Here is a 16,295-nt window from a genome sequence, read left to right on the forward strand (position 1 = left end):
GCCCCGCCGAAGCGGGGCTCTCGCAATCGATCCGTTCGACTTCATTTCACCGTCTGGCCGGCGGTAAAGGCGAAGTTCTCGTAGGTCAACTCGGCGACGCGGAACCACAGGTACTGCTCGTCGCGGAAGGCCTTCCAGTTATCGTAGACCTTCTTGAACTTGGCATTCTTGCTCGAGAATTCGTCGTAGAGCTCGTGCGTCGCCTTCCACGCCGCGGCCAGGACCTCGCGTGGATAGGGCCGCAACTGCGCGCCGGCCGCCACAAGACGGCGCAACGCCTGCGGGTTCAGAGTGTCGTAACGTGCCAACATCTCGCCATTGACGTCGGCCGCAACCGTTTCGACAGCGGCCTTGTAGCCTGCCGGTAGTGCATCCCAATGCTGCTTGCCGATGAGCAGGGAGATCTGCGTGCCCGCCTCCCAGAATCCCGGGTAGTAGTAGTAGGGCGCAACCTTGTAGAAGCCGAGCTTCTCGTCGTCGTATGGCCCCACCCATTCCGCACCGTCGATCGTGCCGCGCTCCAGCGCCGGATAGATGTCGCCGCCAGCGATCTGCTGCGGCACGGCGCCGAGTTTTGCCCAAACCTGACCGCCGATGCCGGGAATGCGCATCTTGAGGCCCTTCACGTCGTCGAGCGTCTTGATCTCCTTGCGGAACCAGCCGCCCATCTGAACACCGGTGTTGCCGGCCGGGAACGGCACCGCGTTGTAGTCCGCCATGAACTCGCGCATCAGCGCCAGCCCGCCGCCCTGCAACATCCAGGCATTCTGCTGGCGCGCGGTGAGGCCGAACGGCACGCCGGCATCGAAGCCGAACGTCAGGTCCTTGCCCACGAAGTAGTAGCTCGCGGTTTGGCACATCTCGACAGTGTTGTTCTGCACCGCATCGAGTGCCTGCAACGCCGGCACGATCTCGCCTGGCGCGAACACGCGGACCTGGAACTTGTTGTCGGTGAGTGCCGCCAACTTCTTGGCAAAAGACTCCGCACCGCCGAACAGGGTATCGAGCGACTTGGGGAAGCTCGAGGTCAGGCGCCATTTGAGTTCCGGCATGGATTGCGCGATCGCCGGAGCTGCAATCGTCGTCGCGGCCGTTGCAACACCGGCCGTCTTGAGAAATTTGCGCCGCTGCATGATGTCCCTCCCTAAGGGCTTTTGTACGCCGAGCATTTTATTCCACTCAGCGGAATCAGCCTGCCACGGGCGACTTCCGCTGGCAAAGGGGCATAGAAAAGCCCCGCCAAAGCGGGGCTTCTCCACCGGCAGCAGCCGGAAACGCCTAGAGCTTGTTGGCTGCGGACATGCGGGCCATGAAGGTGTCGAATGAACCTTCGGCCACGCGGAACCACAGGACCTCCTCGTTTCGGAACGGCCGCCAGTTGTCATAGACCTTCTTGAATTTCGGGCTCTTCGCCGACAGGTCGGCATAGATCTCGTTCGATGCCGCGAACGCGGCCTCCATGATCGGCGTCGGCCATGGCAGCAGCTTCGTGCCGCCCGTCACCAGCTCGCGCAGCGCCTTGGGATTCTCGGCGTCGTACTTGGACACCATCCAGGTGTTCGCGTTAGCCGCAGCTGCCTCGATGATCCGCTTGTAGCTGTTGGGCAGCTCGTTCCACTTGGCGAGGTTGACATAGGCCGAGGTCTGCGGCCCGCCTTCCCACCAGCCTGGATACATGTAGTACGGCGCGATCTTGTTGAAGCCGAGCTTCTGGTCGTCATACGGACCGACCCATTCGGCGGCGTCGATCGTGCCCTTCTCCAGCGCCGGATAGATTTCGCCGCCGGCGATCTGCTGAGGGACCGCGCCGAGCTTGGCGCAGATCAAGCCGGCGATGCCGGCGATGCGGAACTTGAGCCCCTTCATGTCGTCGAGGGTCTTGATCTCCTTGCGGAACCAGCCGCCCATCTGCGCGCCGGTGTTGCCGCACGGCATCGAATGGATGTTGTAGTCCTTGTAGACCTCGTTTATCAGCTCGCGGCCGCCGCCCCATCGCATCCACGCTTCCTGCTGGCGCGCGTTGGTGCCGAACGGCAGCGCCGTGTCGATGGCGAGCGCCGGTTCCTTGCCGAAGTAGTAAGTGCCGGCGGAGTGACCCATTTCGATGGTGCCGTTCTGCACGGCGTCGAGCACCTGAAGGCCGGGCACGATTTCACCCGAGGCGAAGACGCGGATTTGGAACCGGTTGTCCGTCATCTCCTGGATGTACTTGGCAAACACCTCGCCCGCGCCGTAGAGCGTGTCGAGCGACTTGGGAAAGCTCGAAGCCAGACGCCACTTGAGCTCCGGCATCGATTGGGCAATTGCCGGCGCGGCGAGCGCCGTTGAAGCGGCAACAGCGGCGCCACCGGCACCGGCGTTGCGCAGAAATTTGCGACGTTGCATATGATGTCCCTCCCAGGACTTGTTTTGTCTACCGAGCATTGTTTCCACTCAGCAGAATCAAGCTGCCATGGGAGGCCCCCTTTTGGGAAGGCCGGGACAAAGAAAAAGCCCCGCTGAGGCGGAGCTTTTCCATCGAATGCAGTGGCTGTGACGCGCTAGAGTTTGTTGCCCGCCGACTGGCGCGCCATGAAGTTATCGAAGGTGTTCTCGACGACCCGGAACCACAGCACCTGCTCGGCGCGGAACTGCTTCCAGGGTTCGAAGACCTTCTTGAACTTGGCGTTCTTGGCGATCGTTTCGGCGTAGAGCTCGTTCGAGGCGTTGAAGCACGCTTCCATCACCGACTGCGGGAACGGCAGGAACTTGGTGCCGCCCGCAACCAACTCACGTAGTGCCTTCGGGTTCTGGGCGTCGTACTTGGCGACCGACCAACTCACGGTGTCGGCGGTCGCCGCGGTGATCGCCTCCTGGTAGGCCGGCGGCAGGGACGCCCAGGCCTTGAGGCCGACATACAGCGTCAGGGCGGCGCTGCCCTCCCACCAGCCGGGATAGTAGTAGAACGGCGCGACCTTGTTGAAGCCGAGCTTCTGGTCGTCATAGGGACCAACCCACTCGGCGGCATCGATCGTGCCCTTTTCCAGCGCCGGATAGATTTCGCCGCCGGCCAGCTGCTGCGGGACGACGCCGAGCTTGGCCATCACCTGCCCGGCGAAGCCGCCGATACGCATCTTCACGCCCTTCATGTCTTCGGGCGACTTGATCTCCTTGCGCCACCAGCCGCCCATCTGGGCACCGGTGTGGCTGACCAGGAACGAGGTGACGTTGTAGTCCTTGTAGAACTCGCGCATCGCCTCGAGTCCGCCGCCCTGGTAGACCCAGGCATTGTGCTGGCGGGTGTTGAGGCCGAACGGCACGGCGGTGTCGAAGGCAAACGTCGGGTCCTTGCCGACGTAGTAGTACGAAGCCGTGTGGCCGCACTCGACCGTTTCGTTCTGCACCGAATCGAGAACCTGGAGGCCGGGCACGATCTCGCCGGCGGCGAAAACCCGAATCTGGAACTTGTTGTCGGTGAGGTTGGCGACGCGCTTGGCGAAGTACTCGCCGGCGCCATAGATCGTGTCGAGTGACTTCGGAAAGCTCGACGCCAGGCGCCACTTGATCTCCGGCATCGACTGGGCGATGGCCGGCGCGGCCAGTGTGCTGGCCGTGGCGACGGCGGCACCGCCGACGCCGGCGGTGCGCAGGAATTTGCGACGTTGCATTGAAAATCCTCCACAAAGCTTTGCTTGGGACATTTATTTCGCTAGGCGAACCAGCGACGATGGGCGTTTATGGCACGCTCCACTGAGGATGAAAAGCGGCGTGCAGCGCGCCTTTCCGCGCACTTTTCAGCCTCAGCGCATCAGCAGGAAGACGAGCGCAATCCCGCCCACGGCGATGCGGTACCAGGCGAAGACCGCGAAGCCGTGCCGACTGATGAAGCGGACGAAAGCGCCGACCACGATGGCCGCCGAAATGAAGGCCGCCACGAAGCCCAGTGCGATCATCGCACCGCCGTCCCAGTTGAGCGTCGACCAGTTCTTGTACAGGTCGTAGACGGTCGCCCCGATCATGGTGGGAATCGCGAGAAAGAACGAAAACTCCGCCGCTGCCGCCCGGTCGACGCGAAAGACTCGCGCGCCCATGATCGTCGCACCAGCACGTGACACGCCGGGCACCATGGCGAGGCACTGGCAGAGGCCGATCAGGAAAGCCGTCTTGAGGTCGACATCGTCGACGGTCTTGATACGCGGACGCTGGGCGAAGCGTTCGATGAGAAGAATGGCCACGCCACCCACGATCAGCGCGATCGCCACGATCATCGGATTGAAGAGCACCGACTTGATGTACTTGTGGGCGACAACGCCGACGACGGCCGCCGGCAGGAAGGCCACGACGATCGCCGCCGCAAATCGCATCGCCGGCTGCTCGCGTTTCAGGACGCCCGCCACTGTGTCCCAGATCTTCCGGCGGTAGAGGAAGCACACCGCGAGAATCGAGCCGAGCTGTATGACGATCTCGAAGACCTTGCCAGGCGGTCCCTGGAAATGCAGCAGTTCCTCGGCAAGGATGATGTGCCCGGTCGAGGACACCGGCAGGAATTCGGTGAGGCCCTCGACGACGCCGATCAGCACCGTCTTCCAGATCAGCGTCAGGTCCATGCCCGTCAATCCTTGAAGCGTTTGGCGCGCGGCCAGCCCTTTTCCGGCATGCGTCCGGCCTGCGCGCGTTCACCGCGCCAGAACTTCAGCTCGCCGGCCGGGATCAGACGGTTGCCCCACGGCAGACCGTCGGTGAGCTTGAAGACCTGCGCATCGGAAAGCCTGTCGGCTTTCGACTTCTGCAGCAGGACGCCGCGGCCGCGACCCATCTCCGGCACCTGGTCCAACGGGAAGATCAAGAGCTTCCGGCCCTCGCTCAGGACGGCGATCGAATCACCGCCCTCGGGCATGATCGAGAAGGCCACGGCCTTTTCCTTGTCGGCGAGATTGAGCACTTGCTTGCCGTTCTTGGTCTGCGCCGCGACATCGTCCTCGGGCACCACGAAGCCGCGACCGGCATCCGAGGCGACCAGGAATTTGCGCCCACCCCTGAACACTTCGAGCTGCACGATGTCCTGCTCGTTGCCGAGCTCGACCATCAGCCGGATCGGCTCGCCATGGCCCCGCGCGCTTGGCAGCTTGTCGCAGGGCAGCGTGTAGAACCGGCCGTTGGTGCCGAACACCAGGACCTTGTCGGTCGACTGGGCGTGAATGGCGAAGCGGGGACCGTCGCCTTCCTTGAACTTGAGATCGGCCGCCTGCTTGTCGTCGAGATGTCCCTTGGCGGCGCGGATCCAGCCCTTGTCCGAGCAGACGACCGTGATGGGCTCGCGCTCGACGAAATCCTCGACCGCATGCTCGATCTCGGCCGGCGCATCGGCGAGCTCGGTGCGGCGCTTGCCGAGCGGAGTCTTGCCGCCGAACTTGCGCTTGGTCTCCTGGACCTCCGCGGCGATCGCCTGCCACTGCAGATCCTCGCCCTTGAGCAGCGCCTTCAATTCCTTGCGCTCGGCGGAGAGTTTCTTGTGCTCTCCCTTGATCTCGAACTCTTCCAGGCGGCGCAACGCGCGCAGGCGCATGTTGAGGATCGCCTCGGCCTGCGTGTCGGTGAGCCCAAAAGCCTTGATCATCTTGGGCTTGGGTTCGTCCTCCTCGCGGATGATCTTGATCAGCTTGTCGAGGTTGAGGTAGGCGATCAGGTAGCCTTCGAGGATTTCCAGCCGCCGCTCGATGGCCTCCAGCCGGAAAGTCGAGCGCCGGATCAGCACTTCGCGCCGGTGATCGAGGAAGGCCTGAAGGGCCTCGCGCAGGTCCATGACCCGCGGCGTGTTGTCCTTGTCGAGGACGTTTAGGTTCAGCGGGAAACGAATTTCCAGGTCGGTGAGCTTGAAGAGCTGCTCCATCAGCAGTTCGGCCGGCACATTTCCGGTGCGCGGCTCGAGCACGATCCGGACATCGTCCGCCGATTCGTCGCGGACGTCGTCGAGGATCGGCAGCTTCTTGGCGTTGATGATCTCGGCGATGCGCTCGATCAACCGGCCCTTCTGAACCTGGTAGGGAATTTCGGTGACGATGATCCGGTACTGGCCGCGCGGCAGCTGCTCCGCCGTCCAGCGCGCGCGCAGGCGAAAGGCACCACGACCGGTCTTGTAGGATTCGACGATCGACTCCCGCGGCTCGACCAGCACGCCACCGGTCGGAAAATCCGGCCCCTTCACCAGATCGACCAGCGTGTCGATGCGAGCGTTGGGTGTCTTGATGAGGTGAAGTAGCGCGTCGCAAAGCTCGCCCGCATTGTGCGGCGGGATCGAGCACGCCATGCCGACGGCGATGCCGGCGGCGCCATTGGCCAGAAGATTGGGGAACCCGCCCGGCAACACGACAGGCTCTTCGGTAGAGCCGTCGTAGTTGGGGCGGAAATCGACGGCATTCTCGTCGATGCCGGAGAGCAACGCCTCCGCCACCTCCGTGAGCCGGGCCTCGGTGTAGCGCATCGCGGCCGGGTTATCGCCGTCGATATTGCCGAAGTTGCCCTGGCCCTCGATCAGCGGGTAACGGGCGGCGAACTCCTGGGCCAGGCGCACGAGCGCATCGTAGATCGACTGGTCTCCGTGCGGGTGATACTGGCCGATGACGTCGCCGACGACGCGGGCGCTTTTCTTGAAGGCGCTATTGGGATCGAGCCTGAGCTGCCGCATGGCGTACATCAGGCGGCGATGCACCGGCTTCAGACCGTCGCGCACATCGGGCAGCGAGCGCGCCATGATGGTCGACAGCGCATAGGACAGGTAACGCTCCTGGAGCGCCTGTCCGAATTGCACCGGCTTGACCGCGGCGAGCGGAACGACGTTGTTGCGTTTTGCCATCGAGGAGACTGAGAGGGGATCCGGCCGCGATTCGGGCCACGGCCATTGTTATTTCAGCGCTGAAGCGTTTCCATAAATCTCGACCGCGCGGGAGGCAAGGGCTTGTTGTGCGGCCAGAAGACGTGCCGCTCGAGAAAATAGCCCGTCAAATCGAGCCCCAGGCGCAATTGCTCGTCATCGCCGGGCAATCCGCCGGTGGACAAAAATCCCGGCAGCGCCAGCAGCTTCTCCTTGTAGGGACCCGCCGCCATCCGCGACACCGCCCGCCCGGTCTTGGGCGAGACATAGGCCAGGTCCTCCGTCGCGCCGGTCGCGGCGCATTTCTCCAGGTCGAGCCCGAAACCCAGTTCCTGCAGCAGACCCAGTTCCAGCCTGACGTAGATCGCCGGCCAGCCAGGGTGGCCGAGGGCGCCCAGGAAGGCCCGGAAGCCGTCGAACATCGCCGGATGAGGCTCGCGCTCGGGCAGCGCCGCATCGGCCACGGCGCAGGCAGCGGAAAGGCCAGCCAATTCGGCGGCATCGTCGAGCGCACGGGCGGCGTGCGGCTCGCGCAATTCGCCGGTGTAGTTGCCGAGCTGGTCCGACAGGCGTGCGCGCCATCCGACCTCGACGACATTGCCTAGCTGCCAGACCGGGCTGGCGCGCCGCGAACCACCGCCCGGCACGAAACCCGCGTGGCGGCCATGCGTCCTAGTCAGAAGCGACACGATGAGACCGCTTTCACCGTGGGGCCGTGCCGACAGGACGATGCCTTCATCGCTCCAGTCCATGTTCCGGGTATGCCCGCGCTAGGGCTCGTAGTCGAGCCCGATGGCGCGATAGTGGGCCGGATCGTCAGCCCAGCGTTCGCTCACCTTGACGTGCAGGAAGAGATGCACGGGTCGCTCGAGCATCTCGGCCAGTTCGTGCCGCGCCCGGGCGCCGATCTGCTTGATGCGGGCACCGCCCTTGCCGAGAAAGATCGCGCGCTGACCGTCGCGCTGAACATGGATCGTCTGCTCGATTCGCACGCTGCCGTCGGGCCGATCCTCCCACTTTTCCGTCTCGACCGCCGCTTCGTAGGGCAGCTCCTGGTGAAGCTGGAGAAAGACCTGTTCGCGCGTGACCTCGGCCGCGAGCAGGCGCAGCGGCAGATCGGCGGCCTGGTCCTCAGGATAGAGAAAGGGCCCGGGCGGCAGCGCCGCCGCCAGCGTCGCCAGGACGTCGGGAACGCCGTCGTGCTTGAGCGCGCTCACCATGAAGGTGCGCTCGAACGGCAGCAGGGCGTTCAGCTCGGAGGTGAGAGCAAGCAGGTTCTCGCGCGGCACGACATCGATCTTGTTGAGGATCAGGAAGCGCGGTGCCCGCGATTCCTTCAGCCGCTCGACGATGGCACGCGTTTCCTGCCCGACGCCGCGCTCGGCATCGACGACGAGCGCCACGACATCGGCATCCTCCGCGCCGCGCCAGGCGGCGGCCACCATGGCCCGCTCCAGGCGGCGCTTGGCGACGCGGAATATGCCCGGCGTATCCACCAGAACGACCTGTGCGCGCGCGCCATCGGCGAGATCCGCCATGGCGATGCCGATCACCCGCATGCGCGTGGTCTGGACCTTGGGCGACACGATGCTCACCTTCGACCCGACCATGGCGTTGACCAGGGTGGACTTGCCGGCGTTGGGCGCACCGACGATGGCCACGAAGCCGGCACGGGTGTTCGGCGCTGTCATTGCCGGCTCAACCTTTCCAACAGGGCGATGGCAGCCAGACGCTCGGCCTCGCGCTTGCTGCCGCCGCGGGCCTGCGCGGGCTCGTGCCCCTTGATCGCGACATCGACGACGAACAACGGCGCGTGCGGCGGGCCCTCGCGACCAACTTCACGATAGGACGGCAACGGCAAGCGTCGCGCCTGCGCCCATTCCTGCAACGCCGTCTTGGGATCGCGTGGCGCCGCGGCCTGGCTGGTGAGCCGGTCTCCCCACAGGTACTCGACGCAGGCGGCCGACGCGGCAAACCCGGCATCGAGGAAGACTGCGCCCAGCAAGGCCTCGAGCGCATCGGCAAGAATGGTCGGCCTTACCGCCCCGCCCTGCCCGCGCTCGGAGTCGCCCAGCCGGATATCGATACCAAGTCCGATCGTCGTCGCGATTTCCACCAGCGTCTCGGCGCGCACCAGCGCCGCGTGCCGGCGTGCCAGCTCGCCTTCATGTTCGTGCGGGAACCGGCGCAGCAGCAGATCGGCCACGGCCAGTGACAGGACGCGGTCGCCCAGGAACTCCAGCCGTTCGTTGCCGTGTGGAAAGGCAGCCTTGAGCTCCGACCGGCGATCGAGCGCACCGCGGTGGGTGAGCGCTTCAGCGGCCAGTTCGGCGCGCCCGAAAGTGTGGCCGATCCTGCCGGCCAGGGCTGCGAGATCGACGTCGGTCGCGTTCAGTGGATCGCCATGAAGAAGCGGTTGAAGCGGATGGCCTGCGGCCATTTCCAGGGCTCCAACCAGCCGGCGACGGCAGGGTCGTGCGAAAAGAAGATGAATTCGGCGCGGCCGACGAGATTTTCGGACGGCACGTACCAACCCAGCTGGTCGCGATCGCGGGTCGAGCCGGCGAAATCGCGCAGCATCAGCCGCGTGCGGCTGTCGAGCGAGTCATCGCGGTTGTCGCCCATGACGAAATAGCTGCCGGCGGGAACGAGAAACTCCGGCGTGTTGTCGGCCATGCCGCTGTCGGTGTATTCGAGCACCGTGTAGCGGCGGCCGTTCGGCAACTGCTCGCTGTAGAGCGTGCCCTTCTGATAGTGGCCGTTGGTACCTCTCACATAATCGCCGATGCGCAGGCGCGGCACCGCCGTGCCATTGATATGGAGCACGCCGCTCGTGATCTGGATGCGGTCGCCCGGCATGCCGACGATGCGCTTGATGTAATCGGTGCGGTTCACGCCCTGGCCCTGGTCGCCGGGATACTTGAATACCGCAACGTCGCCGCGCTCGGGTGGACTGCCAAAGATGCGGCCCGGAAAGAGGCCCATCGAAAACGGGAAGGAGTGCTTGCTGTAGCCGTAGGAATACTTCGAGACGAACAGATAGTCGCCGACCAGCAGGGTCGGGATCATCGAGCCGCTCGGGATGTTGAACGGCTCGATGGCAAAGGTGCGCACGACCAGTGCGATCAGGACGGCATAGACCACCGTGCGGATGGTCTCGCCCCAACCGCCCGCCTTGTCCTGTCCGCGCTTCCGCCGCTCAGCCACGTCCGTCATCGCCGTTCCAGTTCAAACGAGCCGGGCCTATAGCAGGGCCCGGAGCGCCTGTCTCCCGCCCCGGCCGCGGCATGGGAGCGTCGCGATTCGGTGCCCCTGCAAGCCGACTCATGTCTTGGACACTGCAGAAATGATCACGATCGCCTGCGCCAACGGATACTCATCGGTCAAGGTGAGGTCGATCTGTGGCGACATTCCGGCCGGCGTGATCTCCTGCAGCCGTGCCAGCGCACCGCCGCTCAACGCCATCGTCGGCTTGCCGCCGCGTTGATTGATGACGCCCATGTCGCGCCAGAAGACCCCGCGGCGGAGTCCCGTGCCCAGTGCCTTGGAGCAGGCTTCCTTGGCCGCGAACCGCTTGGCATAGCTCGCCGCCCGAGTGGCCCGCCCCTCGGAGCGCGATTGTTCAACCGGTGTGAAAATGCGCTGCACGAAGCGGTCGCCGAAACGTTCCAGCGATTTCTCGATCCGCCTTATGTCCACGAGATCGTTGCCGATGCCCAGGATCACGCGGCGGTCCCCGGCGCCCGTGCCGCATCCATGACGCGCCGCATTTCCCGGATCGCGGGCTCGAGGCCGACGAAGATCGCCTCGCCAATCAGGAAGTGGCCGATGTTGAGTTCGCGTACTTCGGCGATGGCCGCCACCGGTCCGACGTCGCCGTAGCTCAGTCCGTGGCCAGCATGGCACTCGAGCCCGAACCGCGCACAAAGCGCCGCCGCCTTCTGCAGGCGCGCCAGCTCCGCCCGCTTGGCCTCGCCCTCCAGTTCGCAGTAGCGACCGGTGTGCAGCTCGACGACCGGGGCGCCCAACACCACCGCGGCCTCGAGCTGGCGCGGATCGGCCTCGATGAACAGCGACACACGGATGCCGGCGTCGCGCAGTCGCGCGACCATCGGCTTCAGATGGTTGTGCTGACCGGCCGCATCGAGACCACCCTCTGTCGTCCGCTCCTCGCGCTTCTCAGGCACGATGCAGGCGGCATGCGGGCGATGGCGCAACGCGATGTCGACCATCTCCTGCGTCGCCGCCATCTCGAAGTTGAGCGGTACCTTGAGTTCGCGCATCAGGCCTTCGATGTCGCCATCGACGATGTGCCGCCGATCCTCGCGCAGATGCGCGGTGATGCCATCGGCACCCGCCGCCTCGGCAAGACGCGCCGCCCGCAGCGGATCCGGCAAATGGCCGCCGCGCGCGTTGCGCACCGTCGCCACGTGATCGATGTTCACTCCAAGACGCAAACGGGATGGCGCGGACATACGCTACTCTCGCGGGATGATGGTGGAGGAATGGGTCAATTGCGCGCGCGCTCGACGGCATTGATGGCGGGCGTCGCGCGAAGCGCTGCGGTGATGTCGGCAAGGTGCTTCACGTCTGCGACCTCGACGTCGATCACCATGTCGAAGAAGTCCATCGAGCGGTTGACGATGCGCAGGTTCGAAATGTTGCCTTCGTGGCGGGCGATCACCGTCGACAGGCTCGACAGGCTGCCCGGCTGATTGGCGACCGTGATCTTGAGGCGGCCGGTATAGACCGTGGCGGCACCGTCGCCGACCGCATCCCAGCCGACGTCGATCCAGCGCTCGGGCGCCTCGGAGAAGCTCTCGAGTGTGGCGCAGTCGATCGTGTGTATCGTGACGCCCTTGCCGGTCGTGATGATGCCGACGATGCGATCCCCCGGCAGCGGGTGGCAGCAGCGGGCGAAATGGACGGCCATGCCCGGGATCAAGCCGCGGATCGCGATCTGCCCGGCCTCCTTCTTGGCCCGCCCGCCCTCGCCCGCCTTCGCGGACTTGTTGCGTGCCCGCGAGATCGGCACGACGTCGGCGCCGCCTCTTGAGCCGGGCCGCGGCTGCTTGAGGCCCGGATAGACCGCGGTCAGCACTTCGCGTGCCCCGACCAGTCCCGCGCCGACGGCGGCGACCAGATCGTCGGTCGTCGTCTGCTTGAAATTTGCGCGCACACCGTCGAGGCCCTTTTCGGTGGTCTCGTAGCCCTCCTCGTGGAAGGTCTTGTCGAGCAAAGACTTGCCGAGTTGGATGTACTGCTCGCGCTGGCGCGTGCGGATGAATCGCCGGATGGCGGCCTTGGCCTTGCCGGTGACCACGAAGCGTTCCCACGTCGGCGAAGGCGTCTGCGCCCGGGATGTCACGATGTCGACCTGATCGCCGTTGGAAAGCTGCGTGCGCAGCGGCAGCATGCGGCCGTTGATCTTGGCGCCGACGCAGGTATCGCCGACCTGGCTGTGCACGGCATAGGCGAAGTCGATCGGCGTCGCGCCGCGCGGCAGGGCGATCAGCTTGCCCTTGGGCGTGAAGCAGAACACCTGGTCCTGGAACATCTCGAGCTTGGTATGCTCGAGGAATTCCTCGGCGTTGGGCGCCTTGTCGAGGATGTCGATGAGGCTGCGCAGCCAGGCGTACTGCGGCGCATCGGTCGACGGCCCGCCCTCCTTGTAAATCCAGTGGGCGGCGACGCCGCGCTCGGCCTGATCCTGCATCTCCGCCGTACGGATCTGGATCTCGATGCGCTGCCCGAGCGGTCCGATGACACCTGTGTGCACCGAGCGGTAGCCGTTGGGCTTGGGAACCGAGATGTAATCCTTGAAGCGCTGCGGCAACACCTGATAGCGACCATGCAACAGACCGAGCGCCTGGTAGCACTGCGGGATGTCGTCGACGATGATGCGGAACGCCATGATGTCGGCGAGCTGCTCGAACGACACGTTCTTGGTCTGCATCTTGCGCCAGATCGAATAGGGCGTCTTCTCGCGACCCTGGATCTCCGCGGCAAGCCCGCCGTCCTTCAGGGTCTTCAGCAGTTCGGCCTCGATCTGCGGGACGAGCCGTTCGCCGCGCTCGCGCAGGTATCCCAGGCGCGCCTCGACCGAGGACCGGCCATCCGGATTGAGTTCCGCGAAGGCCAGTTCCTCGAGCTCGCGCTTCACCTTCTCCATGCCGATGCGCGAGGCGAGAGGCGCATAGAGGTCCATGGTCTCGCGGGCGATGCGCTTGCGCCGCGCCGGCTCCTTGATGTGGTGGAGCGTCCGCATGTTGTGCAGGCGATCGGCCAGCTTCACCAGCAGGACCCGGATGTCCGACGACATCGCCAGCACCAGCTTGCGCAGGTTCTCGGCTTCCTTGGTGCTCTCGGACTGGATCTCGAGCCGCGACAGCTTGGTCACGCCATCGACCAGGCGGGCGATGTTCTCGCCAAACAGGCCCGCGATCTCGTCGCGCGTGGCGTCGGTATCCTCGAGCGTGTCGTGCAGCAGGCCGGTGACGATCGAGGCGGTGTCGAGCCGCATCTCGGCCAGGATGCCGGCCACCTCGACGGGATGGGAGAAATACGGGTCACCCGAGGCGCGGAGCTGGTTGCCGTGCCGCTTCAGGCCATAGACGTAGGCGCGATTCAACGCATCCTCGTCCGCTTCCGGATCGTAGGACTGCACGCGTTCAACGAGTTCGAACTGACGAATCATCGCAATCACACACTATATGGTGCGGATTGCGTCTACTCCACGAAGATTGCACGAATAGCAGGACTGAGCCCTGTTAGGCCTCGGAGCCCTGCTAGGGCTCGGGCAGGACGCTATTCGGTGACGTCGTCTTCCTCGGCCATCGGCAGGGCCTTGGGCTGGGCCGCTTCGGCACCGCCCTGGGCCAAGGCCGCCGCCAGCTCCTGCTCGAGTTCGGCCATCTCGTTGACCTCTTCGGGCTTGTCGATGTCGGCGTGCTTCTGCATGCCGGAGATCAGCGAATCCTTGAGCACGGCCTGGTCGAGCTTGGTCTCGGCGATTTCACGCAGCGCCACGACCGGGTTCTTGTCGCGGTCGCGATCCAGGGTGATCTGGGCGCCCGCCGAGATGTCGCGCGCCCGCTGGGCGGCGAACATGACGAGTTCGAAACGGTTGGGGACCTGCACGATGCAGTCTTCGACGGTAACGCGCGCCATGGCGACCTCTGATTTCCCGGGAGCGGCGGGTTATACGCGCCCCTCATCAAAAGGCAAGGCCGCCAGCAGGGCCTGGCTCGACTCACCTGTCACGGGGTGACGCCAGTCCGGGGCGAGATCGGCCAGGGGCCTCAGGACGAACGCCCGGGCAGCCAGCCGCGGGTGCGGCAGAGTTGCCCGACCCGGGCTCTCAGGGGCAATTTCCCCACGAAAATCGAGTAAATCCAGGTCGATCATGCGGGCAGCGTTGGCCACCGTCCGGACCCGACCGAAGGCCTGCTCGACCTCATGAAGCGTGGCCAGGAGCTTGTCGGGCCCGAAATCAGTGCCCACCTCGATGACGGCGTTCTCGTACCAGGGCTGATCGGACGCCGGCACCGGCGCGGTCCGGTACCAGGGCGATACCCGCAGAATTTGCACGCCGCGCCGGGCGAGTTCCCGGAAGGCGGCCTCCAGCGTCTGGCGGGGAGACCCATATGTTGGGTGAGCCAGATTCGCGCCGGCACCTATGAAAATTGAGCGTCTCCCGGTGTTCTCCACCAGCAATAACCTCCAACCCCTTGTGATCTATAAGATAATGGCCTAGACTTAACACGCGGTAGGAGAGGTGTGGGTTACGGTACTCCCGCCGCTACATAAATTTTTCGCTCCCTCTGCGCATATTCTTCTAAAAAGGATAACCGCCATGAAAGGCAATTTTTACGAAAACGAGCGCGTCGCTCTCTTCATCGATGGCGCCAACCTCTACTCCGCCGCACGAGCCCTCGGTTTCGATATCGACTACCGCCGCCTGCTGAAGGTGTTTCGCGAGAAGGGCCGGCTGGTCCGCGCCTACTACTATACGGCACTGGTCGAGGATCAGGAGTATTCGCCGATCCGTCCGCTGATCGATTGGCTGGACTACAACGGCTACACCATGGTCACCAAGCCGACCAAGGAATTCACCGATGCCATGGGCCGCCGCAAGATCAAGGGCAACATGGACATCGAGCTCGCCATCGACGTCCTCGAAATGGCCGAGCATCTCGACCACGTGATCCTGTTCTCCGGCGACGGCGACTTCCGCCGGCTGGTCGAGGCCGTGCAGCGCCGCGGCCTGCGCGTCTCCGTGGTCAGCACCATCAAGTCGGCGCCGCCGATGGTGGCGGACGAACTGCGCCGGCAGGCCGACGATTTCGTCGAGCTGGCGGAACTCGCGCCGTTGATCGCCCGCAGCCCCTCGGAGCGCACCCAGCGCCCCGCCGTCGCCGCCACGCTCAATGGCCGCGACGCGGAGGGCGACCTCGACGATGCTCCGTCCGAAGCGCTGATGCGTTCGGCCTAGCCCCCGCGCTCCGGTGGCTCCGCCAGGCTTCGAGGAGCCGCCGCTCGACTGCCCGCGCTGCCCCAGGCTCGTCGCGTTCCTCGACGAGCTTCGTGCCCTCCATCCCGACTGGATGAACGCCCCGGTCCGCTCGTTCGGCGGGCTGGACGCGCGCCTCCTGATTGTCGGACTGGCGCCCGGGATGCGCGGCGCCAACCGCACCGGCCGGCCCTTCACCGGCGACTATGCCGGCGACCTTCTCTATTCGACCCTGCTGAAGTTCGGCTTCGCCACGGGAACCTACGGAGCCGATCCCGCCGACGGACTCAACCTGGTCGACTGCCGCATCGCCAATGCCGTGCGCTGCCTGCCGCCGGAGAACAAGCCCCTGCCGGTCGAATTCACCGCCTGCCGGCCGTTCATCCAGTCGGAAATCGCGGCAATGACCAAGACGCGCGTCGTCCTGGCCCTCGGCAAAGGCGCGCACGACCAGATCCTGCGCGCCCTCGCCGTGCGCCCGGCCGGCGCCTATCCCTTCGTCCACGGCCGGCTGCACACGCTGCCGAACGGGCTGCTACTCGCCGACAGCTATCATTGCTCGCGCTACAACACGAACACCGGCCGGCTCACCACCACGATGTTCCACGACGTCTTCGCCGCCGTCCGGCAGGTTCTGCCACCGATCTAGACGCTCTCCGCGGCTGGCCCAACTTTTCAAAATTGGCCCAACTCGACTGTCAGAAACTGGCTCTCCAAGCCGCCGGAAAGCCAACGAATTCGGGATTTTGCCCGGCTCAACGGGCCCACCTGAAACGTGGGAGTGTTGGGCCAGAATGTGGGCCCGGAGTCCGCCCCCCTCCGCCCCGAAAGACGGGGCACCTCCCCCGCAGACGGGGGAGGAGGAAGAGGTCGATTTAACTCCTCCCCCGTCTGCGGGGGAGGTGCCCGCGTAGCGGGCGGAGGGGGTCAGAG

General features: G+C 65.1%; 16 protein-coding genes. 2 read left to right on the plus strand and 14 right to left on the minus strand.

Translation table 11 applies throughout. The features are described from left to right. Positions 1-41: 41 nt before the first annotated feature. The 14 genes from EPO55_RS18040 to folK all read right to left on the minus strand — a co-directional run bounded on the left by EPO55_RS18040 (position 42) and on the right by folK (position 14,560). The gene (locus EPO55_RS18040; RefSeq protein WP_296338459.1) at positions 42-1,133 is read right to left on the minus strand and encodes a TRAP transporter substrate-binding protein; all 1,092 of its coding nucleotides are present in this window, start codon (positions 1,131-1,133) and stop codon (positions 42-44) included. Between the two features lie 145 nt (positions 1,134-1,278). Continuing rightward, a complete protein-coding gene (locus EPO55_RS18045) occupies positions 1,279-2,385 on the minus strand; it encodes a TRAP transporter substrate-binding protein (RefSeq protein WP_296338460.1) in 1,107 nt (368 codons plus the stop codon). A gap of 155 nt (positions 2,386-2,540) precedes the next feature. Further along, positions 2,541-3,647: a TRAP transporter substrate-binding protein DctP gene (gene dctP / locus EPO55_RS18050; protein ID WP_296338461.1), complete on the minus strand. Its 1,107-nt coding sequence runs from the start codon at positions 3,645-3,647 to the stop codon at positions 2,541-2,543. Between the two features lie 132 nt (positions 3,648-3,779). After that, positions 3,780-4,586, minus strand: coding sequence for an undecaprenyl-diphosphate phosphatase (locus EPO55_RS18055; protein WP_296338463.1), 807 nt, complete (start codon positions 4,584-4,586; stop codon positions 3,780-3,782). A gap of 5 nt (positions 4,587-4,591) precedes the next feature. Continuing rightward, positions 4,592-6,832 (minus strand): DNA topoisomerase IV subunit A, encoded by a 2,241-nt coding sequence (parC, locus tag EPO55_RS18060; RefSeq protein ID WP_296338464.1) that lies wholly within the window; start codon positions 6,830-6,832, stop codon positions 4,592-4,594. Between the two features lie 53 nt (positions 6,833-6,885). After that, entirely contained in the window at positions 6,886-7,602 is a 717-nt protein-coding gene (gene recO / locus EPO55_RS18065; RefSeq protein WP_296338465.1) for a DNA repair protein RecO, read from the minus strand. An 18-nt stretch (positions 7,603-7,620) separates the two neighbouring features. Then, positions 7,621-8,541 (minus strand): GTPase Era, encoded by a 921-nt coding sequence (gene era / locus EPO55_RS18070; RefSeq protein WP_296338466.1) that lies wholly within the window; start codon positions 8,539-8,541, stop codon positions 7,621-7,623. Further along, positions 8,538-9,290: a ribonuclease III gene (gene rnc / locus EPO55_RS18075; RefSeq protein ID WP_296338467.1), complete on the minus strand. Its 753-nt coding sequence runs from the start codon at positions 9,288-9,290 to the stop codon at positions 8,538-8,540. The genes era and rnc overlap by 4 nt, the downstream gene beginning before the upstream one ends. After that, complete coding sequence (gene lepB / locus EPO55_RS18080; protein WP_296338468.1) at positions 9,242-10,066, minus strand: signal peptidase I; 825 nt, start codon at positions 10,064-10,066, stop codon at positions 9,242-9,244. Before lepB ends, rnc begins: the two co-directional genes overlap by 49 nt. A 108-nt stretch (positions 10,067-10,174) precedes the next feature. Beyond that, the gene (gene acpS / locus EPO55_RS18085; RefSeq protein ID WP_296338469.1) at positions 10,175-10,576 is read right to left on the minus strand and encodes a holo-ACP synthase; all 402 of its coding nucleotides are present in this window, start codon (positions 10,574-10,576) and stop codon (positions 10,175-10,177) included. Further along, positions 10,573-11,325 carry a pyridoxine 5'-phosphate synthase gene (locus EPO55_RS18090; protein WP_296338470.1) on the minus strand — a complete coding sequence of 251 codons (753 nt, stop codon included), beginning with the start codon at positions 11,323-11,325 and terminating at the stop codon, positions 10,573-10,575. The genes acpS and EPO55_RS18090 overlap by 4 nt, the downstream gene beginning before the upstream one ends. Before the next feature lie 35 nt (positions 11,326-11,360). Next, on the minus strand, positions 11,361-13,547 hold the full coding sequence (locus EPO55_RS18095) for a bifunctional (p)ppGpp synthetase/guanosine-3',5'-bis(diphosphate) 3'-pyrophosphohydrolase (protein WP_296338471.1): 2,187 nt from the start codon (positions 13,545-13,547) through the stop codon (positions 11,361-11,363). A gap of 110 nt (positions 13,548-13,657) precedes the next feature. Beyond that, positions 13,658-14,020 (minus strand): DNA-directed RNA polymerase subunit omega, encoded by a 363-nt coding sequence (gene rpoZ, locus EPO55_RS18100; RefSeq protein WP_296338474.1) that lies wholly within the window; start codon positions 14,018-14,020, stop codon positions 13,658-13,660. Positions 14,021-14,050: 30 nt separating this feature from the next. Then, positions 14,051-14,560 (minus strand): 2-amino-4-hydroxy-6-hydroxymethyldihydropteridine diphosphokinase, encoded by a 510-nt coding sequence (folK, locus tag EPO55_RS18105; RefSeq protein ID WP_296338477.1) that lies wholly within the window; start codon positions 14,558-14,560, stop codon positions 14,051-14,053. Positions 14,561-14,705: 145 nt separating this feature from the next. On the opposite strand from folK, the gene EPO55_RS18110 reads away from it, so the two are divergent. Beyond that, positions 14,706-15,344: an NYN domain-containing protein gene (locus EPO55_RS18110; protein WP_296338475.1), complete on the plus strand. Its 639-nt coding sequence runs from the start codon at positions 14,706-14,708 to the stop codon at positions 15,342-15,344. Between the two features lie 13 nt (positions 15,345-15,357). After that, positions 15,358-16,011, plus strand: a complete 654-nt coding sequence (locus EPO55_RS18115; RefSeq protein ID WP_296338476.1) for a uracil-DNA glycosylase — start codon at positions 15,358-15,360, stop codon at positions 16,009-16,011. Positions 16,012-16,295 lie beyond the last annotated feature (284 nt).

This window comes from Reyranella sp. (assembly GCF_004296935.1).
In the GTDB taxonomy this organism is placed as follows: Bacteria; Pseudomonadota; Alphaproteobacteria; order Reyranellales; family Reyranellaceae; genus Reyranella.